We start from the raw sequence: 13,564 nt of genomic DNA on the forward strand, positions 1-13,564 counted from the left end.
GCACGGGGCTCCCCCACCGGCCCCACGACCGCCCGGGCCCCCGCCCTACGATGACCACACCGCATCGTCCGCTCTGCGCACCCCACCCCCGCGCACCCTCACCCAGGAGGAACCGTTGTCCGACCTCGACACCTTCATCGCGGGCCTGCCCAAGGCGGAGCTGCACGTCCACCACGTCGGCTCGGCCTCGCCGCGGATCGTCTCCGCGCTGGCCGCCCGGCACCCCGACTCCACGGTGCCCAGCGACCCCGAGGCGCTCGCCGACTACTTCACCTTCCGCGACTTCGCCCACTTCATCGAGGTCTACCTCTCCGTCGTGGACCTGATCCGCGACGCCGAGGACGTCCGCCTGCTGACGTACGAGGTCGCCCGCGACATGGCCCGCCAGCAGATCCGCTACGCCGAGCTGACCATCACGCCCTTCAGCTCGGTCCGCCGCGGCATCCCGGACGCGGCCTTCGTCGAGGCCATCGAGGACGCCCGGAAGGCGGCCGAGTCCGAGTTGGGCGTGGTGCTGCGCTGGTGCTTCGACATCCCCGGCGAGGCGGGCCTGGAGGCCGCCGAGGAGACCGCCCGGATCGCCTGCGAGCTGCAGCCCGAGGGCCTGGTCTCGTTCGGGCTGGGCGGCCCCGAGATCGGCGTCCCGCGGCCCCAGTTCAAGCCGTACTTCGACCGGGCCATCGCCGCCGGGCTGCGCTCCGTCCCGCACGCCGGCGAGACCACCGGCCCCGGCACCATCTGGGACGCCCTGACCTCCCTGCGCGCCGAGCGGATCGGCCACGGCACCAGCGCCACCCAGGACCCGAAGCTGCTGGCCCATCTCGCCGAGCACCGCATCCCGTTGGAGGTCTGCCCGACCTCCAACATCGCCACCCGCGCGGTGCGCACCCTGGAGGAGCACCCGATCAAGGAGATGGTGGACGCCGGCGTCCTGGTCACCATCAACAGCGACGACCCCCCGATGTTCGGCACCGACCTCAACACCGAATACGCCGTCGCCGCCCGTCTGCTGGGCCTGGACGCCGCGGGGGTCGCCGCCCTCGCCAAGAACGCGGTCACCGCGTCGTTCATGGACGACCCGGCCAAGGCGCGGCTGGCGGCCGAGATCGACGCCTACGCGGCGGGCCGGCACGCCTGACCGGCCTCCGGGCGGCAGCCGGAGCGGCTGGGCGACGCCCGTGGCGACTGGGCGGCGGCCGCCCGCGGCACGTACCGCCTCGGCATCGGAACTCCCGCTTCCCACTTGCCGGTTGGCGAGTGCCCGCTGGCGGGTGCCGGTCGGCGGTCGGCGGTCGGCGGTCGGCCTAGGTTCGGCGGCGACGGGGACTCAGCCGCGCACCCGCCCCGCCGAGGGCCGGACCGAACCCCCGGTCGTCCTCACTCCTTGACCAGTTGCCGCGCCACGGTGTGCGAGACGACGGTGGCGGCCGCCGCGGCGGCGATCCCCCGTGCCACGCTGCCCGGGGTCGTCGGCCGCAGCCGACCGGCCCGCCGCAGCCGACCGCGGGCCCAGAGCGTGAACGGGATGACGAGCACCGGCGAGGTGGCGACCCCGGGCGTGTAGCCGCGGACCACGGCGGCCTGCGCGAGGTGCATCAGGCCGTGCAGCCCGAAGCCGTCCAGCGTGGCCTGGAAGAACGCGGACCGGCCGCCGGTGCGGTACCCGCTGGCCGACGCCGCGGCCACGATGCCCGCCATCACCGTCACCGCCACGGCGAACTCCCGCTCGGTGACGCCCTCCACGGCCCGCCAGACCTGCTCGGGCACCTGCGGGAACCGCTTGCGCAGCGCCGGTACGTTCTCCCGCACCCAGCGCGGCCCGAAGGCCACCTCCTCGGCGTCGTGCAACGCCCAGGCGGCGAACAGCCCCAGGGTCACGACCGGCGAGATCCGGCCCCCGGACGACGCGCACGACTCGGACGCCCCACACGGCCCGGACAGCCCGGACGGCTCCGGGAGCTTCGACTGCATCGCAGAGATCGACATAACCGCCAAGTCTGGCAGGCCAGTTGATCACCTCGACCACCGCCCCACCCCCACCCCGACCACGACCCCCACCAGCGGCTACAGCCCCACGATCCCGTTCCACGCCTTGGCGAACTCGGGCCGCTCCTTGGCCGTGACGTCCCGCGCGATGGCCAGCCGCTTGCGCATCGCCCCGTCGGGGAAGATCAGCGGATCCGCGGCGAGTTGGGCCTGTTCCTTGTCCTTGGACGAGGCGAGCACCTCACGCGCGGCCGGCACCGGGCAGACGTAGTTGACCCACGCGGCCAGTTCGGCGGCGACCTCCGGCTGGTAGTAGTAGTCGATCAGCCGCTCGGCGTTCCGCTTGTGGGCCGCGAGGTTGGGGATCATCATGCTCTCCGCCCACAGCTCCGCGCCCTCCTCGGGGACCACGAACTCGATGTCCGGGTTGTCCGCCCTCAGCTGGATCACATCGCCGGAGTACGCCTGCGCGGCGAGCACATCGCCGGAGTCCAGGTCCTTGATGTAGTCGTTGCCGGTGAACCGGCGGATGTGGCCCTTGTGGACCAGGGCGCGCACCTGGTCGATCATCCGGTGGAAGTCGGCGGCGGTCCAGCGGGTGATGTCCACGCCGTTGCCCTGGAGCAGCATGGCGAACGCCTCGTCCATCCCGGACAGCAGGGTGACCCGGCCGCGCAGGTCGTCCTTCCACAGGTCGGAGGTGTGCTTGATCTCCCGGCCCAGCTTCTTGCGGTTGTAGGCGATGCCGGTGATCCCCGACTGCCAGGGCACCGAGTGCGTGCGGCCGGGGTCGAAGTGCGGATCGCGCAGCAGTGGATCGAGGTACCGGGCGACGTTCGGCTGGGCCCCGCGGTCCATCGTCTCGACCCAGCCCAGCCGGACGTACCGGGCGCACATCCAGTCGCTGATGACGACCAGGTCGCGCCCGGTGGCCTGGTGGTTCATCAGCGCGGGGCTGATCTTCCCGAAGAACTCGTCGTTGTCGTTGATCTCCTCGGTGTACGTCACGGAGATCCCGGTGCGCTTCTGGAACCCGTCCAGCGTGGGGCGGCGCTGCGGGTCGCGGTCGTCGACGTCGATGTAGAGCGGCCAGTTGGCGAAGACCAGCTTGCGCTCGCGGGCGGAGCGGTCCGGGGCCTCGCGGTCGGCGGCCTCGACGTACGCCGGCGGCACCCCGCATCCCGTCATGGCGGCCAGCGCCCCGGTCACACCGATTCCGCCCATGCCCCGAAGCAGCGAACGCCGCGAAAGATCAGCCATGGCGAGCACTCTCACGTGCCGCGGGCGGAGGCGGCAAGAGACAGAGCGTCCATTGCCGGGCCTCCGCCCGCGACGGTGTGTCGAGCGTTCCGTGCCGCTCGACGGTGGGGATCCCCCGGTGGGTGCCGGTCGACTCAGCCGTCCAGCGAGGTCATCACGTGCTTGATCCGGGTGTAGTCGTCGAAGCCGTAGGCGGACAGGTCCTTGCCGTAGCCGGACTTCTTGAAGCCGCCGTGCGGCATCTCGGCGACCAGCGGGATGTGGGTGTTGATCCACACGCAGCCGAAGTCGAGGGCCTTGGACATCCGCATCGCGCGGGCGTGGTCCTTGGTCCACACCGAGGAGGCCAGGGCGTACTCGACGCCGTTGGCCCACTCCACCGCCTGCTTCTCGTCGGCGAAGGACTGCACGGTGATGACCGGGCCGAAGACCTCGTTCTGGACGATCTCGTCGTCCTGCTTCAGGCCCGAGACGACGGTCGGGGCGAAGAAGTAGCCCTTCTCGCCGACCTGTTCGCCGCCGGCCTCGATCTTGGCGTGCGCGGGCAGCCGCTCGATGAAGCCCTTGACCTGCGCCAGCTGGTTGGCGTTGTTCAGCGGGCCGTAGAGCACGTCCTCGTCGTCGATCGCACCGGTCTTGGTCTCCGAGGCGGCCTTGGCCAGCGCGGCGACGAACTCGTCGTGGATGGACTCCTGGACGAGCACACGGGTGGCGGCCGTACAGTCCTGGCCGGCGTTGAAGTAGCCGGCGGTGGCGATGTCCTCGACGGCCTTGGCGATGTCGGTGTCCTCGAAGACCACGACCGGGGCCTTGCCGCCGAGCTCCAGGTGGACCCGCTTGAGGTCCTTGGACGCGGACTCGGCGACCTGCATGCCGGCGCGCACCGAGCCGGTGATCGAGGCCATCGCCGGGACCTTGTGCTCGACCATCAGGCGGCCGGTCTCCCGGTCGCCGCAGATGACGTTGAACACACCGCGGGAGTGGCCCAGTTCGTCCAGGACACCACCGATGATCTCGGCGATCAGCACCGTCGAGGCGGGGGTGGTGTCGGAGGGCTTGATGACCACGGTGTTGCCCGCGGCGAGCGCCGGGGCGAACTTCCACACGGCCATCATCATCGGGTAGTTCCAGGGCGCGACCTGCGCGCAGACACCCACCGGCTCACGACGGATGATGGAGGTGAAGCCGTCCATGTACTCGCCGGCCGAGCGGCCTTCGAGCATCCGGGCGGCACCCGCGAAGAAGCGGATCTGGTCCACCATCGGCGGGATCTCCTCGGAGCGGACCAGGGCGATCGGCTTGCCGCAGTTCTCGGACTCGGCGGCGATCAGCTCCTCGGCGCGCTCCTCGAAGCGGTCGGCGATCTTGAGCAGGACCTTCTGGCGCTCGGCCGGGATCAGGTCGCGCCAGGCGGGGAACGCGGCTTCCGCGGCCGCCATGGCCGCGTCCACGTCCGCGGCGCCGGAGAGCGGGGCGGTGGCGTACGGCTCGCCCGTGGCCGGGTTGACCACCTTCGTGGTCCGCCCGTCGGCGGCGTCCCGGAACTCCCCGTCGATGTAGTTGCGCAGACGACGCAGTGCGGTGGTCACTGTGCGCCCCCTTCAATGTCAGATGTCCGGTGGTTGCGACCCCACACTATCCGCGGGAGCCACGTTTTCAACACACCCACACGGCTCGAACAACGAAATCCGTGAAATCTTCCTCGATCAACAACTGATTTCATCGCTTTGGGGTTGCCATACCGTCGAACCTCGTGCACAGTGAAGGACGTGGCCACTCGTGACAGAAACGGCACTCCGTCGATCGACTCCGTCTCCCTGGCGATCATCGAGCAGCTCCAGGAGGACGGGCGCCGTCCGTACGCCGCGATCGGCAAGGCCGTGGGCCTGTCCGAGGCGGCGGTGCGGCAGCGCGTACAGAAGCTGCTCGACCAAGGCGTGATGCAGATCGTCGCGGTCACCGACCCCCTCACGGTCGGTCTCCGCCGGCAGGCAATGGTCGGCATCAACGTCGAGGGCGACCTCGACCCCGTGGCCGACGCCCTGACGACCATGGAGGAGGTCGAATACGTCGTCATGACGGCAGGCTCCTTCGATCTCATCATCGAGATCGTCTGCGAGGACGACGACCACCTTCTGGAAATGATCAACAAGCGGATCCGCACGCTTCCCGGCGTCCGATCCACCGAGAGCTTCGTGTACCTCAAGCTCCGGAAGCAGACCTACACCTGGGGAACGAGATAGCAATGAGCGCCGACCTCTCCAAGACGGCGTACGACCACCTGTGGATGCACTTCACCCGCATGTCGTCGTACGAGAACGCCCCCGTGCCCACGATCGTGCGCGGCGAGGGCACCAACATCTACGACGACAAGGGCAAGCGCTACATCGACGGCCTCGCCGGCCTCTTCGTGGTCAACGCCGGCCACGGCCGGGTCGAGCTCGCCGAGACCGCCTACAAGCAGGCCCAGGAGCTGGCCTTCTTCCCCGTGTGGTCCTACGCCCACCCCAAGGCCGTGGAGCTTGCCGAGCGCCTGGCGAACTACGCCCCGGGCGACCTGAACAAGGTCTTCTTCACCACCGGTGGCGGCGAGGCGGTCGAGACCGCCTGGAAGCTCGCCAAGCAGTACTTCAAGCTCACCGGCAAGCCGATGAAGCACAAGGTCATATCCCGCGCGGTCGCCTACCACGGCACCCCGCAGGGCGCCCTGTCGATCACCGGCCTGCCGGGCCTGAAGGCCCCCTTCGAGCCGCTGGTCCCCGGTGCGCACAAGGTCCCGAACACCAACATCTACCGCGCCCCGATCCACGGCGACGACCCCGAGGCCTTCGGCCGCTGGGCCGCCGACCAGATCGAGCAGCAGATCCTCTTCGAGGGCCCGGAGACCGTCGCCGCGGTCTTCCTGGAGCCGGTGCAGAACGCCGGTGGCTGCTTCCCGCCGCCCCCCGGCTACTTCCGTCGGGTCCGCGAGATCTGCGACCAGTACGACGTGCTGCTCGTCTCCGACGAGGTCATCTGCGCCTTCGGCCGCCTCGGCACGATGTTCGCCTGTGACAAGTTCGACTACGTCCCGGACATGATCACCTGCGCCAAGGGCATGACCTCGGGCTACTCCCCGATCGGCGCCTGCATCATCTCCGACCGCCTCGCCGAGCCGTTCTACAAGGGTGACAACACCTTCCTGCACGGCTACACCTTCGGTGGCCACCCGGTCTCCTCGGCCGTGGCGCTCGCGAACTTCGACATCTTCGAGCGCGAGGGCCTCAACCAGCACGTGCTCAAGAACGAGGGCAACTTCCTCAGCACCCTGCAGAAGCTGCACGACCTGCCGATCGTCGGCGACGTCCGCGGCAACGGCTTCTTCTACGGCATCGAGCTCGTGAAGGACAAGGCCACCAAGGAGTCCTTCAACGACGAGGAGACCGAGCGCGTCCTCTACGGCTTCCTCTCCAAGGCCCTGTACGACAACGGCCTCTACTGCCGCGCCGACGACCGTGGCGACCCGGTCATCCAGCTGGCCCCGCCGCTGATCGCAGACCAGCCGGTCTTCGACGAGATCGAGCAGATCCTGCGCTCCGTCCTCACCGAGGCGTGGACCAAGCTCTGATCATCGCGTCACCTCCTGGTGCGCCAGTGGATAGCTGAACAACTGAACACCAGTGCACAACTGCACATCCGACGGCCTGGATTCGCTCGTTCCCATCCATACGAGTGAATCTGGGCCGTTGTGGCTGCCGAGCCACAAATGACCGAGGATGCGATTCCTTACCGTGCTGGTGACCGATACCCTCCGTGGTCGTTCCCCCCGCCGGGGGAAGCGAGCAGCGAAACAAGCGAGAGGTGTGCAGATGGTGGCCCCGCCTGACAACGACGTTCTCCGGGCCCACGGCCTGCACCACACACACGGCGCCACCGTCGCCCTCGCCGATGTCTCCCTCGATGTCCGCGAAGGCGAGATCTTTGCCGTCTCCGGCCCCCGCGGCAGCGGCAAGACCACGCTCCTCAAATGCCTGTCCGGACAGCTCGTCCCGACCGAGGGCGAGATCTGGTTCAACGGCTCCCCCGTCCACACCCTCTCCTCTCCCAGCCGCGAACGGCTGCGTCTCGACCGGTTCGGCTGGATCGACACCGAACCCCACCTCGTCCCCGAACTCAGCGCCTGGGAGAACGCCGCCCTCCCGCTCCTGCTGCGCGGCGCCGGCCACCGCGCGGCCAAGCACACCGCCATCGAGTGGCTGGAACGCCTCGACGTGGGCATGTGCGCCCGCCGCCGCCCCGGGCGACTCGACCAGTCCCAGCGCCAGCGCGTCGCCATCGCCCGCGCCCTGGTCACCACCCCGCAGGTGCTCTTCGCCGACGAACCCACGGCTCCCCTGCACAGCGCCGACGGCACCCAGGTACTGCGCACCCTGACCACCGCGGCCCGCTCGCACCACATCACCGTGGTCCTGGCGACCTACGACCCCAAGGTCGCCGCCCTCGCCGACCGGACCATCGCGCTGCTGGACGGCCGCCGCTCGGGCGCCGTTCCCGAGACCGCCGGCGCCTCCGATGAGGAAAGCAGGGCAGCGTGCTCGCTCTCCGTCTAGCCCGCGGCACCCACCCCCTCGTCCTGCTGCGCCGTCTCCTCGTCACCGCCGCCGCGGCCGGCACCGGCTTCCTGGTGCTGGCCGCCCTGGGCCACGCCGCCGCCCACCCCGCCACGGCCGGCGACTCCCTGGCCCGGCTCCTGTGGTGCGCCGCCCCGCTCGCCGCCACCGCGCAACTCGCGGTGTCCGTGGCCCGTACGGACCCGGCCGCCCGGCTGCAGCGCGGCATGGCCGCCGCCGGCCTCGGCCCGTTCCGGCTCACCCTGCTCGCCGCAACCTCCACCGCCCTCTTCTGCGCCCTCGGCGTCCTCCTCTCGCTCGTCGTCTTCCTGGCCCTCCGCGGCGACCTGGGCACCGCCGCCTCCGGCACCGGCTCCCACGCCATCGACTCCGGATTGCTCGGCGCCGGTCACCCGCTGCCGTGGATCGGCGCCCTCATGCTGATCTCCGTCATCCCGCTGACCGCAGCCGTGGCCACCGCCTTCTCGCTCCGGCCCCGCACCGAAGCGGGCGTCGTCGACACCGACACTCCTTCGACCACCGAAGCCCCCTCAGGTCTCCCCTGGGGTGTCGCCCTGGCCGCGGCGGGTCTGGCCACCGAGGCGTACACCAGCCCCGCCGGCGCCGCCGCCGGCGGACTGCTGCCCCTCTCCGGTCGGCTGATCGGCAGCCCGCCGGGCGTCCTGGCCGGCTGGGCCCTCGCCGCCATCGGTCTCGTACTGGCCGGCCCCGGCCTGGTCTATCTGTCCGGCCAACTGCTGTGCGCAGGCCGTCCCGGCGCACTGCGCCTGCTGTCCGGGCGCGTCCTCCAGGAGGAGTCGCACCGGCTGGGCCGCCCTCTCGGCGTCCTCTGCGCGGTCGCCTCCGGCGTCTACGCCGCCGGCGTGCTGCACCAAGCCGCTCCTTCCCGTCCTCTCGGTCCGTTCACCGCGATCGGCGCGGCGGTCGTCCTTGCCTGCGTCACCGTCAGCGCGTTGAGCTCCGCCCTCGAATCCCGGGCGGCCCGCGCCCGCAGCACGGCCGCCCTGCGACGGCTGGGCGCATCCGCCTTCGTCCTCCACCGCGCCACGGCCCTCCGCACCACGGCCCTCGTGCTCGTCCTCGGCCCCCTGACCTGGACCGTCGCCGAGATGGCAACGCTTCCGCTGGTGCATTGAGTCGCGGCGTGCAGAGCTCGGGCGCGCCGGCTCCCGTACGTTGCACTTGGGTTGGGCGGCTGCTGGCACAGGGGAGTGTGCGCAAGCCGCTGATGTCTGCGGCGGTGTCCCGTGAAGCGACGTTCCTCCAGCCGACGTTCTCCTTCAGGCGACATTCCTTGAGGCGCTGTTCCTTGAAGCGGTGCCTCTTTGAGGCGGTATTTATCGAGGCGGTATTTGTCGAGGCGGCATTCGTGGAGGCGGCATTCGTGGAGGCGGCATTCGTGGAGGCGGCATTCGTGGACGTGGTGATGCCCGGTGCCACCTGGTCCGCAGTATCGAAGGGCGATGTTGCGAGTTGTGACGCGGCATAGGGCTGTGTGTCATGGGTCTGTGTGTCGTAGGGCTGCTCCGCGAAAGGCCGTGTAGTGAAGGACGGCAGGACAACGGGGACCGCCGGAACGTGATGTGCCGAAGTCCGGTGCTGGGTCTGTCCGTTCCCCCTGCGTGTTCCCCTCTGCGCGTTTCTCCGTGTGCGTTCCTCCCTGTGCGTGCGCCGTTCGATGTTTTGCCGGGTGCCTCCTGCTGGTGTGACGGGGTGCGACAGGAAACCATGGTGATGCGCTCGTGTGGCCGCGGGGGCGAGCCGACCCGGCCGGAGAAGGCGGCGAAGCAGCCAGAGGAAACGTAGAAGGAGCCCTGCTGGGCCTGCTCGGTCTGGTGGGTTGAAGTCGGGCGTTGAGGCGGCCGTCCGGTGGGTGGGCAGGGCGGCTCGAGCAGGCTGTGACACGACGCGGTGGATGCCGTGGATGCGGCGGATGCGGTAGGTGCCGTTACTGGGGCCTGTGGGGCCGTTGGGTTGGCGGCTCGGCGAGGCCCGGCCAGTCCGGGTTCCTTCGGTGTCGGCGACAGCGGACGCCGGGACCTCTCCCGGTGTCGAGCCGCGGTGCCGGGCCGAGTGAAGGGCGTCGGTCGGTCGGGGCGCGCCCGGCCGGGACGGAGCCACGTAGCGCGGTGTGGGGCGACCGGCGACCGACGGGGATGCGCGCCCGGCCGTCAGCGGGCGAGGGCGGTGACCTCGACCTCTATTCGCCACTCCGGCTGGGCCAGCGACGAGACTTCGAGCAAGGTGTCCGCGGGATAGGGCTCGGACAGGAACTCCTCGCGCAGGGTGATGACATGGGCGAGGTCGGCGGCCATGTCCGTGACGAAGATGCCGACCTTCACCACATCGGCGAGCGACGACCCGGCCTCGGCAAGGACCCGTTCGACGTTCGCGAACGCCTGACGCCCCTGGGCCAGGAAGTCGTCCGAGACGGTCCGCCCCTGCTCATCGAACCCCGCCTGACCGGATACGTGGATCAGCCCGCCGGCCTTGATGGCCTGTGAAATCTTGTACGGCTCATACCAGTCCGGCGTGGTCGCGATCCGCTGGATCTCCTGGGCGCTTCCCGCTTCCGTGACATCCGTCGACGACATAACGCTCCCCCTCGCATTTCCATGTGCGCACTCTCTTGCATGCACATACATAAGTTTCAGGCGCATGTACGCTGCTGTCAAGAGCTCAGTGGGAAACGCCTCGGAACGCCGGAGAGCAACGCCGGATCGGCCAGACACCAGAAGAGAACATGAAGAGAGCGGAAACGATGGATGCGGAGCACTGGGACCGGTTCGGAGCACTGCACACACGCATCGAGCAGGAGCTGGCGAAGGCCCTGCAACAGCACCACCGACTCGGCCTCTCCGAGTACCGCGCGCTGGCTCGTCTCGCGGATTCGGAGGACGGCGAACTGCGAATGCAGGAACTCGCCGATCTGATCGGCCTCAACCAGAGTTCGGTCAGCCGACTCGCCTCGCGTCTGGAGTCGTCCGGCCTGACCCGCCGGGACCTGTGCCCCGACGATCGGCGCGGCGTCTACAGCGTGATCACCGACGAGGGCCGCGAGATGCGGAGCAGGGCGCGCCCGACGTACGACAGTGCTCTGCGCACCGCCCTCGACGCCGCCGCCGAAGACGGTCTGCTCGGCCCCCTGGTGAAGTCCCTGCGGTCCTAGCATGGCGGATGTGCAGTCGAGCGCCGAGCCCCCGGTGCCCCTCGGTTCCCAGGAGCACGGCCGCGAGATCAACGCGCTCGCGGAGTTCGACCGGGTCGCCGCGACCGGCAGGCTCGCCGGATATCGCATCCGCTCCCTCGACCTGACGGACCGTACGTTCGCCCTGCTCGCCACGGACACCACGGATTCCGTCTTCCTCGGGTGTGCGATGGAACCGGACGCCGCCGTGAAGGTGCGCGCCGGTGGCGCCCTGGTCTTCCCGCCGGCTCCGGGCCTGGCGTTCGACCCGTATCGCGGCACGCTCTACACCCCGGACGAGCTCTTCGCGGGACTGCTCGACGCCGGCTACGGCGCCACCCCGGATGCGCGCACCTACCGCTGGTATCAGGAGACGAAGGCGACCGGCGATGTGGTCGCCGGCATGCTGCGCAGCATTCATGACGACACCGTTTCCGACGCCCTCGACGAATATCTCGCCGGGGCACGCGTGGTGGGGGTCCTGGGCGGGCACGCCATGGAGCGCGGCTCCGCTGCCTATGCGGGCGCAGCCACGCTGGGGCGCCGGCTCGGCCGCACGGGCCTGACCATCGCGACCGGCGGCGGCCCCGGTGCGATGGAGGCGGCGAACCTCGGGGCGTACGCGGCGCCGTTCGAGGACACCATGCTCGACGAAGCGCTGGACCTCCTCTGCACGACCCCGCACTTCAGGCCCTCGGTCACGGCATGGGCGAGCGTCGCGTACGAAGTGCTCCGGAACCGGCCGGGCGGCGGATCGTCCATCGCCATGCCCACCTGGTGCTATGGGCACGAGCCTCCGAATGCCTTCGCCACCCACATCGCGAAGTACTTCGCGAACGCGCTGCGCGAGGAGGGGCTGCTGGCTCGGTCCAACGCCGGCGTGGTGTTCCTGCCCGGCGCGGCGGGGACCGTGCAGGAGGTCTTCGACGCCGCGACCCTCAACTACTACCGGTCGGGCAGTGGACCGACCCCCATGGTGCTGGTGGACCGCGCGTACTGGACGGAGACGCTGCCTGCCTGGCCCCTGCTCCGGACGCTGGCGACCGGACACCCGATGACGGCCCGGATCGCTTTGGTCGACTCCGTCGACGATGTCCCGGAGGCGCTGAGCCACCTCGCCTCTACCGCGACCGACCCTGACGACCATCGCTGAAAGTCGCTCCCCGGTTGCCGTTCCCGGCGGCCGCGCAGGAGCCCCGGGAGCCGACGGGGAGCCTCGTCCGGAGCCCGCCACGGTCGGGCGTTCTGTACCCCGGCCCTCGTCGGCTGGAGAACTTTTCGCCCACCGAGGCAACTCACATCCCGAAATGCGCGTCTGCCAAGCCAGGTAATGAACAGGTAATGCAGCACGCGAACGGAGCCCTCGGTGATCATCGGCCTTCTCACGGCCATAGCAGCGTCCGTCTGCTACGGCACCGGTTCGGTCCTTCAGGCGGTGGGCTCGCGGAAGTCCGCGCGCCGGGAGGCTGCGAAGGCAACCGGTGGCGCCGTCACCCAGCACGGCGGCCCCAGCCTGTCGTCCACCGCCAAGGCAGCCGTGACCTGGGAATTCATGGTCGGCACCGTGCTGGACTTCATAGGCTTCGGGCTGGGTGCGCTCGCCGCGCGGCTGCTGCCGCTGTTCCTTTCGCAGACCGTGATCAGCGCCAACCTCGTGATCACGGCCGTACTCAGCATCAAGCTCCTCAACATCCGGCTCACCCGTAACGAATGGGTCTCCATCGGCGTGGTCTGCTCGGCGCTGGTGCTGCTGGCGACCGCCGCCGGGCCGGAGGGCAGCGGCCATACCCCGATCGGCACCCACTGGTGGCTGTTGGTGGCCTCGGTCGTGATCATCGGTGGAGGCACCCTTATCGTGCGGCTGCTCGGTGGACGGGCGGCGATCCTCGCGGGTCTGCTGTCCGGCCTGGGCTTCGGCGCGCTCGGCGTCGGCGTACGCGTGCTGAACGGTGTGGACCCGTTCCATCTGCCCTCCCTCCTCGGCGATCCGGCGCTGTACGCGATCCTGGTCGCGGGCATCGGCGGCATGTATCTCCACACGGTCGCCCTGCAGATCGGTTCGGTGAACGGGGCCACGGCGGCTCTGGTGGTGGGCGAGACCGTCGTGCCCGGCATCCTCGGCGTGCTGTGGCTGGGGGACTCCTCTCGTCCGGGCTTCGCCTGGATGGCGATCCTCGGTTTCGTGGTCGCTGTGGCCGGGGCCGTCGCTGTCGCCTGGTTCGGCGAGCCGGAGACGGCCCCGGAACAGGGTGCGGATCAGCAGGTACGGAAGGCGGCACCGGGTACGGATACGGGTGCCGATCCGGCATCGGGGGCGGACCGGGAAAGCGTGTCGGGGCAGGAGTCCAGCTGGATGGGTCCGGACGACGGCAAGCCCGCCGGCGCCGAGGGCTCTTCTTCGGAGGGGGCGCGTCAGGCGGCAGTGTGAGCCGTTGCCGGCGCCGAGGGTGAGTCCCCTCGCCACGGCCCGTCGTACGCGGTCGGGCGCACGGTCCTCTCCAGCGTCGCCGGCGCCGGAGTG

13 protein-coding genes are annotated in these 13,564 nt (G+C 70.0%); 9 read left to right on the forward strand and 4 right to left on the reverse strand.

What is annotated here, in order from left to right:
• Positions 1-73 precede the first annotated feature (73 nt).
• Positions 74-1,138, forward strand: a complete 1,065-nt coding sequence (locus MOV08_RS13270; RefSeq protein WP_420834291.1) for an adenosine deaminase — start codon at positions 74-76, stop codon at positions 1,136-1,138.
• A 239-nt stretch (positions 1,139-1,377) separates the two neighbouring features.
• Here the strand turns inward: MOV08_RS13270 and MOV08_RS13275 are convergent, their stop codons facing one another.
• The 3 genes from MOV08_RS13275 to MOV08_RS13285 form a co-directional block, all read right to left on the reverse strand.
• Positions 1,378-1,986: an HXXEE domain-containing protein gene (locus tag MOV08_RS13275; RefSeq protein WP_275307596.1), complete on the reverse strand. Its 609-nt coding sequence runs from the start codon at positions 1,984-1,986 to the stop codon at positions 1,378-1,380.
• A 78-nt stretch (positions 1,987-2,064) separates the two neighbouring features.
• Positions 2,065-3,246 (reverse strand): polyamine ABC transporter substrate-binding protein, encoded by a 1,182-nt coding sequence (locus tag MOV08_RS13280; protein ID WP_039632341.1) that lies wholly within the window; start codon positions 3,244-3,246, stop codon positions 2,065-2,067.
• A 134-nt stretch (positions 3,247-3,380) separates the two neighbouring features.
• A complete protein-coding gene (locus tag MOV08_RS13285; protein ID WP_039632342.1) occupies positions 3,381-4,835 on the reverse strand; it encodes a gamma-aminobutyraldehyde dehydrogenase in 1,455 nt (484 codons plus the stop codon).
• Between the two features lie 180 nt (positions 4,836-5,015).
• Here MOV08_RS13285 and MOV08_RS13290 point away from each other — a divergent pair, with 180 nt between their 5' ends.
• From MOV08_RS13290 to MOV08_RS13310, 5 genes are all read left to right on the forward strand, one after another.
• Positions 5,016-5,489, forward strand: a complete 474-nt coding sequence (locus MOV08_RS13290) for an Lrp/AsnC family transcriptional regulator (protein ID WP_039640768.1) — start codon at positions 5,016-5,018, stop codon at positions 5,487-5,489.
• 2 nt (positions 5,490-5,491) lie between these two features.
• Positions 5,492-6,853 carry an aspartate aminotransferase family protein gene (locus MOV08_RS13295; protein WP_039632344.1) on the forward strand — a complete coding sequence of 454 codons (1,362 nt, stop codon included), beginning with the start codon at positions 5,492-5,494 and terminating at the stop codon, positions 6,851-6,853.
• Positions 6,854-7,094: 241 nt separating this feature from the next.
• Complete coding sequence (locus tag MOV08_RS13300; protein WP_275307597.1) at positions 7,095-7,835, forward strand: ABC transporter ATP-binding protein; 741 nt, start codon at positions 7,095-7,097, stop codon at positions 7,833-7,835.
• Entirely contained in the window at positions 7,817-8,992 is a 1,176-nt protein-coding gene (locus tag MOV08_RS13305) for a hypothetical protein (RefSeq protein ID WP_275307598.1), read from the forward strand. Before MOV08_RS13300 ends, MOV08_RS13305 begins: the two co-directional genes overlap by 19 nt.
• Before the next feature lie 77 nt (positions 8,993-9,069).
• Positions 9,070-9,345 carry a hypothetical protein gene (locus MOV08_RS13310; protein ID WP_275307599.1) on the forward strand — a complete coding sequence of 92 codons (276 nt, stop codon included), beginning with the start codon at positions 9,070-9,072 and terminating at the stop codon, positions 9,343-9,345.
• A gap of 682 nt (positions 9,346-10,027) precedes the next feature.
• Here the strand turns inward: MOV08_RS13310 and MOV08_RS13315 are convergent.
• Positions 10,028-10,450, reverse strand: a complete 423-nt coding sequence (locus MOV08_RS13315) for a RidA family protein (protein WP_039632350.1) — start codon at positions 10,448-10,450, stop codon at positions 10,028-10,030.
• Positions 10,451-10,617: 167 nt separating this feature from the next.
• On the opposite strand from MOV08_RS13315, the gene MOV08_RS13320 reads away from it, so the two are divergent.
• The 3 genes from MOV08_RS13320 to MOV08_RS13330 all read left to right on the forward strand — a co-directional run bounded on the left by MOV08_RS13320 (position 10,618) and on the right by MOV08_RS13330 (position 13,471).
• Positions 10,618-11,025, forward strand: coding sequence for a MarR family winged helix-turn-helix transcriptional regulator (locus tag MOV08_RS13320; protein ID WP_039632353.1), 408 nt, complete (start codon positions 10,618-10,620; stop codon positions 11,023-11,025).
• A 1-nt stretch (position 11,026) separates the two neighbouring features.
• Positions 11,027-12,196 (forward strand): LOG family protein, encoded by a 1,170-nt coding sequence (locus MOV08_RS13325; RefSeq protein ID WP_275307600.1) that lies wholly within the window; start codon positions 11,027-11,029, stop codon positions 12,194-12,196.
• Positions 12,197-12,409: 213 nt separating this feature from the next.
• Positions 12,410-13,471, forward strand: coding sequence for a DMT family protein (locus MOV08_RS13330; protein ID WP_275307601.1), 1,062 nt, complete (start codon positions 12,410-12,412; stop codon positions 13,469-13,471).
• Positions 13,472-13,564 lie beyond the last annotated feature (93 nt).

Source organism: Streptomyces yunnanensis (genome assembly GCF_029011865.1).
GTDB lineage: Bacteria > Actinomycetota > Actinomycetes > Streptomycetales > Streptomycetaceae > Streptomyces > Streptomyces yunnanensis.